Annotated in this window: 17 protein-coding genes; 11 read left to right on the top strand and 6 right to left on the bottom strand. The window is 61.1% G+C overall.

Annotation, left to right across the window (positions count from 1 at the left end; all coding sequences use genetic code 11):
• Both PQU94_RS17830 and PQU94_RS17825 read right to left on the bottom strand, forming a co-directional pair.
• Nucleotides 1–1,278 carry a hypothetical protein gene (locus PQU94_RS17830; protein WP_272742781.1) on the bottom strand — a complete coding sequence of 426 codons (1,278 nt, stop codon included), beginning with the start codon at nucleotides 1,276–1,278 and terminating at the stop codon, nucleotides 1–3.
• Between the two features lie 9 nt (nucleotides 1,279–1,287).
• Entirely contained in the window at nucleotides 1,288–2,511 is a 1,224-nt protein-coding gene (locus tag PQU94_RS17825; RefSeq protein WP_272742779.1) for an acyltransferase family protein, read from the bottom strand.
• Between the two features lie 271 nt (nucleotides 2,512–2,782).
• Here PQU94_RS17825 and ykgO point away from each other — a divergent pair, with 271 nt between their 5' ends.
• From ykgO to PQU94_RS17805, 4 genes are all read left to right on the top strand, one after another.
• The gene (gene ykgO, locus PQU94_RS17820) at nucleotides 2,783–2,908 is read left to right on the top strand and encodes a type B 50S ribosomal protein L36 (protein WP_013479043.1); all 126 of its coding nucleotides are present in this window, start codon (nucleotides 2,783–2,785) and stop codon (nucleotides 2,906–2,908) included.
• A 192-nt stretch (nucleotides 2,909–3,100) separates the two neighbouring features.
• A complete protein-coding gene (gene gapR / locus PQU94_RS17815; protein ID WP_013479044.1) occupies nucleotides 3,101–3,370 on the top strand; it encodes a nucleoid-associated protein GapR in 270 nt (89 codons plus the stop codon).
• Between the two features lie 71 nt (nucleotides 3,371–3,441).
• Nucleotides 3,442–3,843 (top strand): hypothetical protein, encoded by a 402-nt coding sequence (locus tag PQU94_RS17810; RefSeq protein WP_272742778.1) that lies wholly within the window; start codon nucleotides 3,442–3,444, stop codon nucleotides 3,841–3,843.
• Between the two features lie 54 nt (nucleotides 3,844–3,897).
• The gene (locus PQU94_RS17805) at nucleotides 3,898–4,485 is read left to right on the top strand and encodes a DUF3833 domain-containing protein (RefSeq protein ID WP_272742777.1); all 588 of its coding nucleotides are present in this window, start codon (nucleotides 3,898–3,900) and stop codon (nucleotides 4,483–4,485) included.
• Here the strand turns inward: PQU94_RS17805 and PQU94_RS17800 are convergent, their stop codons facing one another.
• A complete protein-coding gene (locus PQU94_RS17800; RefSeq protein WP_272742776.1) occupies nucleotides 4,486–5,961 on the bottom strand; it encodes a sigma-54-dependent transcriptional regulator in 1,476 nt (491 codons plus the stop codon).
• Nucleotides 5,962–6,158: 197 nt separating this feature from the next.
• Between PQU94_RS17800 and PQU94_RS17795 the strand changes: the two genes are divergently transcribed.
• Nucleotides 6,159–7,982 (top strand): M3 family oligoendopeptidase, encoded by a 1,824-nt coding sequence (locus PQU94_RS17795; RefSeq protein WP_272742775.1) that lies wholly within the window; start codon nucleotides 6,159–6,161, stop codon nucleotides 7,980–7,982.
• Nucleotides 7,983–7,985: 3 nt separating this feature from the next.
• Here PQU94_RS17795 and PQU94_RS17790 read toward each other — a convergent pair whose 3' ends face one another.
• A complete protein-coding gene (locus PQU94_RS17790; RefSeq protein ID WP_272742773.1) occupies nucleotides 7,986–8,642 on the bottom strand; it encodes a YitT family protein in 657 nt (218 codons plus the stop codon).
• Nucleotides 8,643–8,841: 199 nt separating this feature from the next.
• Here PQU94_RS17790 and PQU94_RS17785 point away from each other — a divergent pair, with 199 nt between their 5' ends.
• The 6 genes from PQU94_RS17785 to PQU94_RS17760 all read left to right on the top strand — a co-directional run bounded on the left by PQU94_RS17785 (nucleotide 8,842) and on the right by PQU94_RS17760 (nucleotide 14,358).
• Nucleotides 8,842–9,084: an aa3-type cytochrome c oxidase subunit IV gene (locus PQU94_RS17785; RefSeq protein WP_272742772.1), complete on the top strand. Its 243-nt coding sequence runs from the start codon at nucleotides 8,842–8,844 to the stop codon at nucleotides 9,082–9,084.
• Between the two features lie 47 nt (nucleotides 9,085–9,131).
• Nucleotides 9,132–9,971: a DUF817 domain-containing protein gene (locus tag PQU94_RS17780; RefSeq protein WP_272742771.1), complete on the top strand. Its 840-nt coding sequence runs from the start codon at nucleotides 9,132–9,134 to the stop codon at nucleotides 9,969–9,971.
• 172 nt (nucleotides 9,972–10,143) lie between these two features.
• On the top strand, nucleotides 10,144–11,271 hold the full coding sequence (locus PQU94_RS17775) for a Re/Si-specific NAD(P)(+) transhydrogenase subunit alpha (RefSeq protein ID WP_272742770.1): 1,128 nt from the start codon (nucleotides 10,144–10,146) through the stop codon (nucleotides 11,269–11,271).
• Nucleotides 11,272–11,281: 10 nt separating this feature from the next.
• Nucleotides 11,282–11,617: a proton-translocating transhydrogenase family protein gene (locus tag PQU94_RS17770; protein ID WP_272742769.1), complete on the top strand. Its 336-nt coding sequence runs from the start codon at nucleotides 11,282–11,284 to the stop codon at nucleotides 11,615–11,617.
• Nucleotides 11,617–13,035 (top strand): NAD(P)(+) transhydrogenase (Re/Si-specific) subunit beta, encoded by a 1,419-nt coding sequence (locus PQU94_RS17765; protein ID WP_272742768.1) that lies wholly within the window; start codon nucleotides 11,617–11,619, stop codon nucleotides 13,033–13,035. The genes PQU94_RS17770 and PQU94_RS17765 overlap by 1 nt, the downstream gene beginning before the upstream one ends.
• A gap of 216 nt (nucleotides 13,036–13,251) precedes the next feature.
• Nucleotides 13,252–14,358 carry a succinylglutamate desuccinylase/aspartoacylase family protein gene (locus PQU94_RS17760; protein WP_272742767.1) on the top strand — a complete coding sequence of 369 codons (1,107 nt, stop codon included), beginning with the start codon at nucleotides 13,252–13,254 and terminating at the stop codon, nucleotides 14,356–14,358.
• Between the two features lie 49 nt (nucleotides 14,359–14,407).
• Here PQU94_RS17760 and PQU94_RS17755 read toward each other — a convergent pair whose 3' ends face one another.
• Both PQU94_RS17755 and PQU94_RS17750 read right to left on the bottom strand, forming a co-directional pair.
• Entirely contained in the window at nucleotides 14,408–14,923 is a 516-nt protein-coding gene (locus PQU94_RS17755; protein ID WP_272742766.1) for a PGPGW domain-containing protein, read from the bottom strand.
• A gap of 193 nt (nucleotides 14,924–15,116) precedes the next feature.
• Nucleotides 15,117–15,347: hypothetical protein (locus tag PQU94_RS17750; RefSeq protein WP_272742765.1), on the bottom strand; the 231-nt coding region annotated here is incomplete at its 5' end.

Below are 15,347 nucleotides of genomic sequence, written 5' to 3'. Positions count from 1 at the left end.
TCACGCCGACCTGCGGGCGTCGAAACGCATCAGAAGATAGCCGGGTAAGGCCATCAGCAGGGCGAGCGCGCCCGACAGGATCAGCAGATAGCCCGGCGTTTCGACGCGCGCCGCCAGCAGGCAGGCCGTAGCAAACCAGCCGGCGCAGACAAGAGCCGGCCACAATTTACGCTTGGCCACCGCCGCTACGTACCACCCCGCCCCCATCAGGGCACACAGGGTAATGGGATAGAGCATCCAGATCAGCCAAGTCTTCTGGGTAAAGGCCGTGTAGCCGAAAACCACATTCATAAACAGGTTGGCGAGGCCCACACCTCCGAAGGCCGCATTGAGGGCACGACTGCCGGCATTGGCGTGCGTCTTGTGCCGGTCGCGCCACAGGACGATCCCCAGCACAATCAGAAACAGAAGCGTCGGCAGGACGCCATTGATCAGGTGCCCCAGGGGCGGCAGCCGGATCCCCCCGCTCATATCCAGCCCGTGCACAAGGCATTGCAGGCCATAGAGCAGGCCCCCGCACAGAAGCAGAAGGCCGCCGGACATCTGGACCTGATCCCCGCGATTGACCAGAGTCTGGATAAAGGCCAGGTCTTCACGCGCCGCCTGCGGGTCGCTGACCGCGCCGGTGGCGGGTTCGCCCTTCGTCACAGCCCCCTCGCGCGCCGCGATCCGCATCATAACGTACCCCGGCACCGCCATCAGGCCCAGCAGGGCCAGCCCCAGCCACAGCAGATAGGCAGCGACCTGCGACATCAGCAAAGTCAGAGCAAGGGTCGTTACGAACCATCCGGCAGACACAATCCCCAGCCACAGCCTGCGCCGGATCAGGCTGGCGGCGTACCACACCGCCCCCTGCATGGCACAGATGACGGCGGGATAGAGAAGCCAGATGGCCGTGGACTGACGGCTCAGGGCCAACCCCCCGAAGGTCACGGCGATGACCAGATTCATCAGCCCCGCCGAGGTGTAGCTGGCCGTCAGGGCGCGGGTCGCCACGCCGCCCTTCCCTTTGCGATCGCGCCAGGCGACATAGCCGATCACCGCCAGAAACGGCAGGGTCGGGCCGATAGCCAGCCAAAGACCGAAGGGCGGCACGATCCTCAGCCAGTGCGCCTCAATGGCGGCATAGACCAGCGTCTGAAGCCCATAAAGCAGACCAGCCCAGAAGAAGACCAGTCCCGCCGACGCCTGAGCGCGCGGCCCCTCCCCGGCAAAGGACCTGACGAAGGCCAGATCCGCCGGTTCGGAGGCGCGCGATTTAAAAAAGACCCGACCCATGATCAGCAATCAGACTGTAGCGGTTGTTGCGGGCGGCTGGCGCTTGCGCGAAACGCGCTTGCGACCGTCCAGAATCGCCCCGATGAAGCTGTACCTTACCAGAAGCTGATAGCTGAGCAGCGAAAGAAACAGCGTCCCGAACACCGCCAGCGGCAGCTTGACGAAATAGGGGGCCGACAGGTCGAGCAGCGCATACTGCATCAGCATCACCAGCGGCAGATGGACCAGATAGACCCAGTAGGCCGAATCCGCAATGTAGCGCCAGAAGCGGCTCGGGTGATCGACAAAGCGCAGGGCGACTCCGATCAGACCGAGGCACCAGCTCCACAGACCCAGCACATAGGCCGCAGAATAAAGCGCCCGCCACGCGCCGCCCGTCACCGCATCGGTTTCGGCCTGATGCCCGCCCAGCCACTGGGCCAGAAGCGTCAACGCCACCGCTGAAAAGAGATTCAGAAAGCCTTTCTTGCGCACTATCTCCAGCCGGTCGGCATTGCGATGCAGGCACCAGCCAAAGACGAAGGCCGACAGATAGGCGGCGCAGGCCAGCGCATTGGGGACAAAGCCCTTGTCCGGCGTCGGGATGCCGAGCCAGTGGTCCCATTGCGGCTGCACCTGAATCAGCAACCACAGCGGCAGGCCAAATACCAGCGGCGTCAGGTCCCAGCGGATGACAAAGCCAAACACGCCGTCGGCTGCGCGGCGCAACGCCCCGCCGCTGTCGATAAAGGCCAGCAATCCGCGCAACGGCACACACACCGCATACAGCAGCAGAAGCATGTACAGAAACCACAGGTGCGTCAGGGGAAAGGTCTCGGCTGTCAGGGCGGGCGGCGGCGCAGGCGGCTGGGTCGCCAGCGCCGGATTGGCCTTCAGCGCCGCCAGTATGGCCACGGTGATGATCGCCGCCAGTACCGGCAGCCAGAACAGGACCAGAGGTCCCGCCACGCGCGTTAAACGGTCCAGGAAAAAACCTGCAGCCCCGCGCTTACGGTACAGAAGCCGGGCAAAAAAGCCTGCCAGTACAAAGAACAGGCTCATGCGAAACATGTGGATGGTGAAGAACAGCGGGTTGACCGCCGCGTCGGCGGCCGCATCTACCACCACCCACGCCGGGGGCGACATATAGGCCAGCCCTGCGTGCAGCACGACCCCTAAAAACAGGGCCCCGCCCCTGACCGCATCCAGCGCATAAAAGCGCGGCCCTTCCGTCAATTGTCCGTCCTGTGTCATGGCGCCCTCCTCCGGCGTGACCCCGGCCATAACGCCGTTGCGCCGGATTATATAAACCAGTTTAAATTTTAAACCAGTCTAAAAATGATCAAGCCTGCCGGTCGCGTGGATTTCCCGGTGAATTGTGCAAAAAGCCGCTCACAGATTGTTGACTTGTGCCTGCGCTTCGCGTAGGTACCCCGCCTCACACATGGCTTGAAGGCTTCGCCCCCGCACGGGCTGCGCGAATTCGGTCAAAGCCTCAGTCATTACTTAGTCAAAGGTTGGGACCATGAAAGTCCGTAGCTCGCTGAAGTCGCTGAAGACCCGTCACCGGGACTGCAAGATCGTCCGTCGCAAGGGCGTGGTCTATGTCATCAACAAGACCGACCCACGCTTCAAGGCCAAGCAAGGCTAATCGACGTCGATTAGGCCTGAAGGCTTACAGAATCCAGCGTCCGGAGCTCGCTCCGGACGCTTTTCTCGTTTATCACCGCCACAGAATTCATCCACAGCTCAGGCGGGGCTGGCGAATCGCGGCGTATTGAGCGGGTGATTCGCATAGTTTATGGTGAACGGGACCTCCGTTTTCCCTTTCAAGGATAGTTTCATGGCCGACGATCAGTCCGCTCACCCCGACGTTATCACCGCCGCCGCGCAAGGCCGCCTGAAATCGTTTATCGAGCGCATCGAACGCCTCGAAGAAGACAAGGCCGCCATCGCTGGCGATCTGAAAGACGTCTATGCCGAGGCCAAGGGCGAAGGCTTTGACACCAAGGTGATGCGCAAGGTGGTCAGCCTTCGCAAGAAGGACAAGGTCAAACTTCAGGAAGAAGAAACCCTGCTCGACCTCTATCTTTCAGCTATTGGCGGGCTGTGAGGTGATCCTCTCCTGACAAAGGAGAGGATTTTTTATTTGACCCAAGGGCCTGAGCGGCGTGTGATGCGCAAATGGCGTTCAAATCCAAAACGCCCGGTAAGGGGCTGACGCGCAAGAGCGAACTGAAGACAAAGGCCCCTTTGTCATCGCGGGGCGGCCTGTCTGCCCGGCCGGCTGCGCCCAAACCGCCCCCCTCCCCGCACGATGAAAAGAAGGCCCTGCAAAAGCGCACCCTGCGGGCGCTGGAACGCGCCAAAAAGGCCGCCGCCGAAGCGGGCGTCGATTTGTCCGAATGGGAAAACGACTTTATCGACAGCGTCAGCGACCGCGTAAAGACCTATGGCCGTGCCTTCGCCGATCCGGACAAAGGGGCGATAAACGGCACCCTCTCCCTGCTTCAGGGCGTCAAGCTGCGTGAAATCCGTCAGAAGGTGAAAGCGCGCGCCGTCAAACCCGCCGATGAGGAAAACTGAACTGAAGCGTCTCTGATAGCGTACTTTGATGATCAGATATCAATGGAGCCTTCGATGCGTTCACGTGCCCTTCTGTTTGCCTTGGCCCTGACCACCGTGGGCGCGGGAGGCCTCTCCGGCTGCGCCTCGCTGGATGTGGCGAACAATAGCCGCCCGCAACCGGCCTTCGAACTGGAGTCCTATTTTACCGGTGAGACGCGCGCCTATGGCGTGTTCGAGGACCGCAGCGGCAAGGTCAGCCGCACCTTCAGCGTGGTGACGCGCGGCACGCCGACGGCCGACGGCTTCGTTCTGGATGAGCGCTTCTTATGGAACGACGGAGAGCGTCAGACGCGCACCTGGACCTTCCGCAAAATCGACAATGGCCTCTATGAAGGCCGCGCACAGGATGTAGCCGGAACCGCCCGCATCGAAACCGGCGGGGATGCGCTGCGCATCCGCTACCTGCTCAACCTCCCTTATCAGGGCGGCACGATCAAGGTGCGTTTCGACGACTGGTCGCACCTTATTGCCGATGGCGTGGCCATCAACCGCGCCGATGTGTCGAAATTCGGCGTGCATGTGGGCCGCGTGACCCTGAGCTTTATCAAGCCCGGACACCCGGCCCCTGTGGCGGAGTCCCTGGTCAGGGATTTCAAATAATCAGCCGGCTTCCTTGACCATGCCTTCAAGGCCGCAATCGCGCACCTTGCGATAGAGCGTCGAACGGCCGATGCCGAGGCGGCGCGCCACTTCGGACATATGCCCGGCATAGACACTAATGGCGTGTTCGATCAGGTCGCGTTCGATGTCTTCCAGCTTGCGCAGGTGTCCTGCGCCGTCGAGGATCTTCACCGGCTGATCGGCCAAAGCCTCAAGTCCAGCATCAAGCTGCGTCATCGCCGCCTGATGCTCGACAATGACTGCGGGCACCACCGGCGCGGGCATTGCGGCCTGCGGCAGGTGCTGGCCCGAAATGGCCGGAAAGTCATAGGCCTGAAGATGCGGCGTGTCGGCCAGCACAATGGCGCGATAGACGGTGTTTTCGAGTTGACGCACATTGCCGGGCCAGTCGTAGCTGCACAGAAGCTGCATGGCGTCCGACGCCACACCGGCCACGCGCTTACCCTCCTCGACATTGAAGCGACGGATGAAGTGTTCGATCAGAGCCGGAATATCCTCACGGCGTTCACGTAAGGAAGGCGCTTCGATCGGGAAGACATTGAGGCGATAGAAGAGATCTTCGCGGAAATGGCCCGCCTTGACCTGATCCTGAAGGTTGCGATTGGTCGCCGAAATGATGCGCACATCGACCTTGACCGGGCGTTTGGAGCCGACGGGGTCGATTTCGCCCTCCTGAAGGGCGCGCAGCAGCTTGACCTGCATATCGAGCGGTAGTTCACCGACCTCATCGAGGAACAAAGTACCGCCGCTGGCCTCCTGAAACTTGCCGAGGTGCTTTTCCGAAGCCCCGGTGAAGGAGCCCTTTTCGTGGCCAAACAGAATGGATTCGACCAGATTGGCCGGCAGGGCGCCGCAGTTCACGGCAACAAAAGGCTTGCCCGCGCGATCCGACGAGCCCTGAATGGCGCGCGCGATCAGTTCCTTACCGACGCCGCTTTCCCCCAGGATCAGTACGGGGATGCCCGAACGGGCGGCGCGTTCACCGAGACGGCGCACCATCTGCATGGCCGAAGACGTGCCGACCAGATCATCGAACGAGGTGCGGTTGGTGACCTGCTTTTTCAGGCGCGTCACCTCGGCAGCCATATCACCCATCTGCAGGGCGTTACGCACACTGACCAGAATACGCTCCGGCGAAGCGGGCTTGATGAAGAAGTCCTGCGCCCCGGCCTGCATGGCCTTGACGACGGTGTCGATGCCGCCCGACGCCGTCAGCACCACCACCGGCGTGCGGATGCCCGCCGCGCGGATGTCCTTGAGCGTGTCGATACCCGACTGCCCCGGCATGACCAGATCGAGGATAACCGCGTCGATGCCGGAGGTGGTGGTCAGGCGATCATAGGCCTGCGGTCCGTTCTCGGCGTGAACGACCGCAAAGCCCTCGCGTTCCAAAACGGCCTGAATTAGCCGCCGCTGGGTGGGATCGTCGTCGCAAATCAGGATCGTTTTGGCCATTCGGGACACCATCTCATCGGGTTTACCGGTCCAATCGGAGGTGGACACGGCTTATTTTGAGACAGCTTGTAAGCCAAAGCCTTGAAAATCCCGTTGAGAGACAAGGTTAATGTGCCGTTGAGAGACTCGCCTCTCTCACCTGTGTTTCAGCGCTTTCCCTCTCGCTTTTGAATTTTGTTTTGGTTAGAGCCAAAGACATGACCAAGCCCGTATTGACCGATTCCGCCCCTGCCCTGTCCCAAACCCTGCCGATATGGGACCTGACCGACCTCTATAGCGGTGTGGACGATCCGAAGATCGCTGCCGATTTCGCGGCCGCCGCCACTACGCTGAAAGAGCTTCAGAAACTTCAGGGCAATTTCGTTGCGGCGCGCGGCAATGCCGAGCGGCTGGGCCTGCTGATTGATCAGGCGGCCACGCTTTATGAGCGGGCCTCGGACCGCATGGCCGGAGCCATGGCCTATACCACCCTCGCTTCGACCATCGCGCGTGAGGATACGCAGATCGCCAAGCTCGATGCCGACCTGCGCAATAAGGCGGCGCTGATCTCGACCGACAGCCTGTTCCTGTCGCTGGAACTGAACCAGTTGGAAGACTGGGAGATCGAACAGGCGTTGCGCGTCACCGAAAAGGCCCAAAAATGGCGGCCGTGGCTGCGGCGTATCCGCGCCAACCGCCCGCACGAATTGTCGGCGGATCTGGAAAAGCTGCTGCTGGAAAAGATGCCCGGTGCCGCCTCGTGGGTGCGCCTGTTCGATGAGACCCTGACCCGTTTGCGCGTCAGAATCGGCCCGAAGTCGAAGCCCGAAATCCTAACGCTCAATGACGCCCTGACGCGGCTGTCCTCGCCTGACGAGGCTGTGCGCAAGGCCGCTGCCGAAGGCCTGTCTGTGGCCTTGAAGGACAATGCGCCGGTGCTGGCTCTGGCGCTCAATACGCTGGCCTTTGAAAAGCAGGTCGAAGACCGCTGGCGCAAGTTCGCTACACCCGCCGCCTCGCGCCATCTGGCCAATGAGGTCGATGGTGATGCCGTCGATGCCATGGCCGAAGCGGTGAGCGAATCCTACGCCGCCCTGTCGCACCGCTACTATGCGCTGAAGGCGAAGGTCATGGGCAAGACGGTATTGAATTTCTGGGACCGCAATGCCCCCCTGACCAGCGCCGCCCCGAAGCTGTATAGCTGGGATGAAGCCAGACGTATTGTGCTCGATTCCTTCGCCCGTCTGGGGCCGGACTTTGCCGAACGCGCTGCCGTCTTTTTTGAAAAGCCGTGGATCGACGCCCAGCCGCGCGAGGGCAAGTCGTCGGGGGCCTATGCCCACCCCGTGTCGTCCAGCCACCACCCCTATGTGATGCTCAACTTCACGGGGGAGCGGCGCGAAATGCTGACCTTGGCCCACGAACTGGGCCATGCGGTGCATCAGACTCTGGCCGCGCCGCTGGGGTCGATTCTGGCCGACACGCCGCTGACTTTGGCCGAAACCGCGTCGATCTTTGCAGAAGGGCTGGTGTTCGAATATCTGGTCGCCGACGCATCGCCCGAAGACAAGAAGGCGCTTCTGGCCGGCAAGATCGAGGATGGCCTCAACAGCGTGGTGCGGCAGATCGCCTTCCACCGCTTCGAAGAACGCTTCCATGCTGAACGTCTTGAGGGCGAGGTGCCGCTCGATCGGCTGAACGCCCTGTGGCTTGAGGTGATGGGCGAGTCACTGGGGCCAGCGATGAAGCTGAACGACGGTTATGAATACTGGTGGGCTTATATCAGCCACTTCGTCCACGCGCCCTTCTACGTCTATGCCTATGCCTTCGGTGACCTGCTGGTGTCGGCCCTGATGGAAAAGCGCCGCGAAAACCCCGAAGCCTTCACCCCGCTCTACGCGCAGCTCCTGTCGGCGGGCGGGACGAAGACCTATGTCGAGGCGCTAGCTCCGTTCGGCCTCAATCCGCGCGAAAAGGCTTTCTGGGAGATGGGCTGTCAGCGGCTGAAAGGCCTGATCGACCAGTTCGAGGCGCTCGTGTAATCTTCACCGCCCGATATAGCGCTCCGGGCGGTGCCAGCTCATCATGACCAGACTCATGGCCGCCGCCGACACGACCGAGTACAATAGCCGCTCCCCCGGTATGACAAACATCGAGGCCGCCATAATGATCAGGTCGATGATCAGTTGCGTCTGACCGGCATTGATGCCGCGCTTTTTCTGCAGATAGAGGCAGAGAACGCCAGTCCCCCCGGCCCCGGCCCCGTGCCGCGCCAGCGACAATATCCCCATGCCGATGATCGTCCCGCCGAAGACGGCGGCAAACAGGGGCTGCACATAGTCGATATGCACGGCCGTCGGCATCAGCACGGCCAGCCCCATAATGGCCAGAGAGACTATAATGGTCTTGATCATGAAGACCCGGCCCATGCCCAGATAGGCAAAGATGAAAAAGGGCACATTGATCAGCATGAACAGCACGCCGACCGGCAGCGGGATCAGATAGGAGACCAGCAGCGCAATCCCGGCCACCCCGCCGGTCACCAGCCCCACGGTCTTCAGGAGCACAATCCCCAGCACGATCATCGAACAGCCGATGGCGAAGGCATAGGCGTCCTCCAGCGGCGTATGCTTGAGACGCACCGTCGATCCGTCATTGGTGTTGCCGGGCTTCAGCGCCGCCCAGAGTCTGGCAAAAATCATAGTCTGGCGAAAATCATGCGTGTGGCTCTCCCACCCGCCTGTCGTTCATCCCTGCCCGGATTGATCCGGAGCCCTTTTTTATAATTTCACTTGCAACTGTTTTAAGCGATTTCAGCGCCCGCGTCCATCAGCCGTTGACCGCAAAGCCGCGCTTTTGTAGAAAAGTACGAACGACAGACTTCTCAGGGACACGAATCCAATGGCCGGACATCAATCGGGCGACTACCACAAGGGCGAGATGAATATCCACGAACAGTCGGAAACCTACGACCTGTTCATGGGTCTGACCAAGTGGGGCAGCCTGATCATCGCCGTCGGCATCCTGTTCTTCGTGCTCCTGTTCGCCGTCAAGGGGGCAGGCTTCTTCATCGCCGGCTTCGTGGCCGCCGTGGTAGCCGTGATCGGCTTCCTGGTGCTCAAAAAGAAGCCGGACGCCCACTGACCCCGCCGACAGACCAAAGCCAAAGGCCCCACCCGCTGGGGCCTTTTTTGCAACCGGCGCGCCGGGTCATCCACCGCACGCTGGGTCATTTACCGCCAGCTCTGGCCGAATTTATCCTGTTCGGTCTGAAGATGGCGTGGTCATGCCTGTTCGGGGCGGCCATGCTGGGGCTTTTGATCGTCACGCACCTGTTCTGGCCGGATAAGGCCCCGCTGCTGCGTTACGACTTCCTGTTCGTCGCGGCGGTCATCCTGCAAATCCTGATGCTGGTCCTGCGGCTGGAAACCTTCGAGGAGGCGCGGGTCATCTTCCTCTATCACGTCGTCGGCACGGTGATGGAGATTTTCAAAACGCATATGGGCTCGTGGGCCTATCCGGACGAAGCCGTCATCCGCATCGCGGGTGTGCCGTTATTTACCGGTTTCATGTATGCCTGCGTCGGTTCCTTCATCGCCCGCGCCAGTCGGGTGATGGACCTGAGATACACCCACTATCCGCCCTTATGGGCTACCTATTTGCTGGCGGCGCTGATCTATCTCAACTTCTTCACCCATCACTACATGTGGGATTTTCGCTATCTGCTGTTCGCCGCCATCGGCGGGCTATGGTGGCGAAGCTGGATCGTCTTCCGCGTTGACCAAAAGGATCGCCGGATGCCCTTCATCCTCGCCAATGCCCTGACGGCCTTCTTCCTGTGGGTGGCGGAAAACATCGGCACGGCGACTCGCACCTGGGTCTATCCGGATCAGGACGTCTGGCACATGGTCAGCCTGCACAAGATGGGGGCGTGGGCGCTGCTGCTGGTCCTCAGTTTCGTCATGGTCAGCCTCGTCATATCCCCACGCGCCCCACAGGAAGTTGAAGACCGTAAATCCGCTGAACCGTGATAGGTTGACATCTGCCGGAGGTCAGCCTGGCTCAACGCTTGAGCCTCTAAAACTGTCTTTACTAAAACCCGGTGAGGCCGTAAGGCCAAAGTATAAGAAGAATAAAGTGGCGTAAATCGTTGCAATTGTGAGGATTTTTCTGATGTAATCAGACAAATCCGGGGAGAGACACTTGGTTCTTGTCATCGGAATACCAAAGGAAAGCCTGACCGGCGAAACGCGGGTGGCCGCGACACCGGACACGGTGAAAAAATGGATCGCCAGCGGCCAGCGCGTTGTTGTGGAAACCGGCGCGGGCCTTAGCGCGGCCTTTACTGACGAAGCGTTCACCGCCGCGGGCGCAGAGATTGCGGACACCAAAGCCGTATGGTCGTCGGCAGACATCCTGCTCAAGGTGCGCGGCCCATCCCCGGCTGAGGCAAAGACGCTGAAAAAAGGCGCGACCGTCGTCGCCCTGCTCGACGCCTATCGCGAAAAAGACGCGCTGAAAGCGCTGGCCGAGGCCGGTGCGAGCGCCTACGCCATGGAGTTCGTCCCGCGCATCACCCGCGCGCAGGTGATGGACGCCCTGTCGTCGCAGGCCAATCTGGCCGGTTATCGCGCGGTCATTGAAGCCGCACACCTGTACGGCAAGGCCTTTCCGATGATGATGACAGCGGCGGGCACCGTCGCCCCGGCCAAGGTATTCGTGATGGGGGTCGGCGTGGCCGGGCTTCAGGCCATCGCCACGGCGCGGCGACTGGGGGCGGTCGTCTCCGCCACCGATGTGCGCCCGGCCACCAAGGAACAGGTCGAATCGCTGGGGGCCAAGTTTATCGCGGTCGAGGACGAAGAGTTCAAAAACGCCCAGACCGCGGGCGGCTATGCCAAGGAAATGTCTGATGCCTACAAGGCCAAGCAGGCCGAACTGATCAGCGGCCATATCGGCAAGCAGGATATCGTCATCACCACGGCCCTGATCCCCGGCCGCCCGGCCCCCCGACTGGTCACGGCGGCGCAGGTCGCCTCGATGAAGGCCGGTTCGGTGCTGGTCGATATCGCCGCCCCGCAGGGCGGCAATGTCGAAGGCTGTGTGCCGGACAGCGTGGTCGAAACGAATGGCGTCAGGATCTACGGCCCGACCAATATCACGGCGGCCATCGCCAATGACGCCTCGGCGCTTTATGCCAAAAATCTTCAGGCCTTTGTGGGGCTGCTGATCAAGGACGGCGCGCTGAGCCCGGATTTTGAGGATGAAATCCTCAAGGCCGCTCTGGTCACGCAAAACGGTGCCGTAGTGCACCCCAATCTGAAAAATTAAAGAGGACACCGTGGAACACATCAATCCCACCGTCTTCCATTTCGCCATCTTCGTGCTGGCGGTCTTTGTCGGTTATTACGTCGTCTGGTCGGTGACCCCGGCCCTGCACACGCCGCTGATGGCGGTCACCAATGCTATCTCCTCGGTCATCATCGTCGGCGCTCTGATCGCCGCAGCGGCCTCCGGTTTCGGCGCAGGCACCTGGTTTGCCAAGGGCTCCGGCGCTCTCGCCAGCGCGCTGGCGGCGGTCAATATCTTCGGCGGTTTCATGGTCACGCGCCGGATGCTGGCCATGTACAAGAAAAAAGAGCGTCCCGCTCAGGCTAAAAACGAAGGGGCGCACTGATGTCTTTCGCTGACTTTTCTGCCCTCGCCTACCTCGTTTCAGGTGTGCTGTTTATTCTGGCCCTGCGCGGCCTGTCGTCGCCGGAAACCTCGCGTCAGGGCAATCTCTACGGCATGGTCGGCATGGCCGTGGCCGTCGGGGTGACCCTTCTGGGCCTGTTTATCGATAATGAGATTGATCTGATCACCATCGCCCTGATTTTGGGCGGTGTCGCCGTGGGCGGCTTTGCCGGGGCGACCATCGCCCGAAAGGTCTCGATGACCTCCATGCCGCAGCTTGTGGCGGCCTTCCACTCGCTGGTCGGTCTGGCCGCCTGTCTGGTGGCCGTGGGGGCCCTCTATGCGCCGGACGCCTTCCATATCGACTCCGGCCTTGGCATCAAGACGCAATCGATCATCGAGCTGAGCCTGGGCGTCGCGATCGGGGCCATTACCTTTACCGGTTCGGTCATCGCCTTTGCCAAGCTGAACGGCAACATGTCCGGTGCGCCCATCATCCTGCCGGCGCGCCATGCCATCAATATCGGTCTGGGTCTGGCCCTCTTCGCGCTGATCGGCGTGCTGATCGCCACGGCAGGTCAGGCGCAGTGGGCCTTCTGGCTGATCTTCGCCTTGGCTCTGGTGCTGGGCGTGACCCTGATCATCCCTATCGGCGGGGCGGACATGCCGGTCGTCGTCTCGATGCTCAACTCCTATTCGGGCTGGGCCGCGGCTGCCCTGGGCTTCACGCTGGAAAACATCGCCCTGATCATTACCGGCGCACTGGTCGGCTCCTCCGGGGCCATCCTCAGCTACATCATGTGTAAGGGCATGAACCGCTCCTTCGTCTCGGTCATTCTGGGCGGGTTCGGCGCCGATACCTCAGCGGCCGCCGGCGGTGGCAAGGTAGAGACGCGCCCGGTCAAGCAGGGCTCCGCCGATGACGCCGCCTTCATCATGAAGAATGCCTCGAAGGTCATCATCGTACCGGGCTACGGCATGGCAGTGGCTCAGGCCCAGCACGCCCTTCGTGAAATGGCCGACAAGCTGAAAGAGGAAGGCGTCGAAGTCAAATACGCCATCCACCCTGTGGCGGGCCGTATGCCGGGGCATATGAACGTGCTGCTGGCCGAAGCCAACGTGCCCTATGATGAGGTGTTCGAGCTGGAGGACATCAACAGCGAGTTTGCCACAGCGGACGTCGCCTTTGTCATCGGGGCCAATGACGTGACCAACCCGGCGGCCAAGACCGACCCGACCTCGGCCATTTTTGGTATGCCCATCCTCGACGTCGAAAAGGCCCAGACCGTTTTGTTCGTCAAACGCGGCATGTCGTCAGGCTATGCCGGGGTCGAAAACGAACTCTTCTTCCGCGACAATACGATGATGCTGTTTGCCGATGCGAAGAAGATGGTCGAAGGGATCGTCAAAGCCCTCTGATCATTTCGCATCGGCGGGGGTCGAGTTCACAAAACGATCCTGTGAATCGTTTTGTGAAGGAGGTGTTTGCCGATGCGAAGAAGATGGTCGAAGGGATCGTCAAGGCCATCTGGGCTTCATTCCCGCCTGTCACGCGCCCGGTCTGATCCGTCATGACCGGGCGCTTGTCATTTGGGCGCAGGCCGGTCTAGTGTGCTCTGTTACCGGAGCCCTGTCATGAAACGTCTGATCCCGCTTGCCCTCACTTCGCTGCTGGCCCTGAGCGTCGCTACCCTGCCCGTTCAGGCGGCGACCACCTATACGGGCGACCGGGTGGACGGCGCGCCGGTGATTGATCAGCTCGATATTGCCGACCTGCCTGCCGGTCAGATCACCCGGCTGTGGTTCCGTGTTTCGGATCAGGCCATCGGTCAGGGCTGGTACGTGCCGGTTATCGTTATCAAAGGGGCCAAACCCGGCGCCCGGCTGTTGCTGACGGCGGGCATACACGGTGACGAACTGAACGGTCTGGCGGTTATCGACCGGCTGGTGGCCGAGACCGATCCAGCCACCCTGTCGGGCAGTATTGTGGCCATTCCGGGGCTCAACTCGCCGGGTCTGCTGCATTCGACGCGCGCCTTTAGCTCGACCGGAGGCACAGGCGGGGCCAATCTCAACCGCCTGATGCCCGGCAATCCGCACGGCAGCCCGTCTGACCTCTATGCCAGCCGCCTGTGGTCGAAGCTGTTTATCGGCAATGCCGATCTGGCCGTCGATCTGCACACACAGTCGCAAGGCTCGACCTACCCCATGTATATCTTTGCCGAAACGGCGGGCGCACGGGCCATGGCCGACCTGATCGGGGCCGACGTGATCAATATGGACCCCGGCGTCGATGGCGCGGTGGAAAACATGCTCAATGCCCACGGTTTCAGCGCCATTACTCTGGAACTGGGCGGGGCGGAAACCTTCGACACGGCCATGATCGAGCGCGGGGTCAAGGGGCTGCGCAATCTGATGCGCGCCCACACCATGATCCCCGGCAAAACCGAAGCGCTGAAAACCGGCTTCGTCGGCAATACCACGCTCGATGTCACCTCTCCGCGCGGCGGTTACGCCTATCTGAAGGTCAGGCTGGGGGACACGGTGAAGGCGGGCGACCTGCTGGCGACAGTGCATGACGGACTGGGGCGTGAAACCGGCCGGGTCCTTGCCCCGCACGATGGACAGGTCCTGTCGCACATAACCGATCCGCGCGTCGAGCCGGGTCAGATGACCGTCAGGCTCATCTGGTGGGACGCCAAGGGGGTCTGCGCTCAGACCGGTTGCCCGCCAAAGAAATAGGCATAAAAAAACCTCCCGGATCACCGATCGGGAGGTTTCTTTGGAGGCATTAGCTGGCGGAGCGGGTCCGGAAACTGTGGCGACGGGCCTTGCGCAGGAAGCGGCGACGCACCGGCCCGAGGACGCGATCCTTGGCCTTTGACAGGACCAGCTTTTCCGTACGCAGCATCTGATGCCAGATGATCGACAAAAACTTAGCGCGCGGACGCAACAGGCGACGCACCGGCGTCAGCCATTTGGGGTGACGCCGCAGGCTACGGATAAACTGCCGCTTGGCCCAGTACGAATTGCGAAGAACAATCACCAGCCCGGCTATGGAAATCGGCAGGCCCATCGGCCCCGGCAAGGGCGCAATGATAATCCCCAGAACGACGACCAGAAAGCCAAGCCCGACCAGAACACCGCGCCACAGCCGGCTGGCCCCGCTGCGGACCGGGCTTTTGCGGCGCGTCTTGCCGCGGGCCTTACCGATTTTGTCCGGAACGATCATCAGGGCGCGCGACTTCGATGCCTTCCCGGAGGAAGGTTTGAAAAGTCCCGTCAATAAGCCCTTCGGCCCGCTCATCGTTCAGCTCCGCTATCCTGTAAGGGCTTTTTTAGCCGTCTTAGGATCAAATTCTGTCAGCAGCCCTTCAAGGCTACCATACCAAGGTTATGATATCGTAAGTTCAGCCTAATAATCTGGCCGTGATCGCGATATGGGAATCGTCGCTGTCTTTATAAAGAGCCTCTAAGGTCTAAATTGCGGCCCTTTCGCCTTAATCGGGTTCACTTTGCGTAATAGCCGCGATACGTGGCGTGAAAACCACCGACGTGATTTTGAAGTCACACCCACACATACTCATATGAAAAAAGCCGCCCAGGTCGGAGTAATGCAGTTCACTTAAGGGCCGATACAGTTCTCTGGTCGTATTTTCTGGGCAGGGTTTTGACGACACGGGGGCATGATCGCCCCCGTTTTGTTGAGAGTAACAAATCGCCGAGTCTGT

This window comes from Asticcacaulis currens (assembly GCF_028550395.1).
In the GTDB taxonomy this organism is placed as follows: domain Bacteria; phylum Pseudomonadota; class Alphaproteobacteria; order Caulobacterales; family Caulobacteraceae; genus Asticcacaulis; species Asticcacaulis currens.
The sequence above is the reverse complement of the archived record's forward strand: the minus strand, read 5'-3'. Positions and strand labels throughout refer to the sequence as shown.